We start from the raw sequence: 424 nt of genomic DNA, 5'->3' as shown, positions 1-424 counted from the left end.
CGCATAGATCGAACAGCGCGCGCCCCCCACCCAAAGAGCCGGTGAACCCCACCGCCTTGATCAAAGGATGCTGCACAAGCGCGGTGCCAACATCGCGTTTGCCGCCCTGGATCAGGCTGAACACACCCTTATGCAGGCCGCATTTCTCTACCGCGGCAGCAACCGCCTGCGCCACGATTTCGCCAGTGCCGGGATGGGCCGAATGGCCCTTCACCACCACCGGGCAGCCCGCCGCCAGCGCCGCCGCCGTATCCCCGCCCGCCGTGGAAAACGCCAGTGGAAAATTCGACGCGCCAAACACCGCCACCGGCCCGATCGGGCGCTGCATCATACGCAGATCGGGGCGCGGCAGCGGCGCACGATCGGGCAGCGCGCTGTCATAGCGCCGGTCCAGATAATCGCCGCTGCGGATATGGTTGGCGAA

The 424-nt window shown here is 66.7% G+C and carries 1 protein-coding gene; it reads right to left on the bottom strand.

Annotated elements, in window-relative coordinates:
• Window positions 1-424 (bottom strand): aldehyde dehydrogenase family protein (locus BFP70_RS17530; RefSeq protein WP_141693254.1); only part of this gene is annotated, 424 nt, incomplete at both ends.

Source organism: Thioclava sp. SK-1, assembly GCF_001705665.1.
In the GTDB taxonomy this organism is placed as follows: domain Bacteria; phylum Pseudomonadota; class Alphaproteobacteria; order Rhodobacterales; family Rhodobacteraceae; genus Thioclava.
This window is presented reverse-complemented; position numbering and strand designations above follow the sequence as displayed.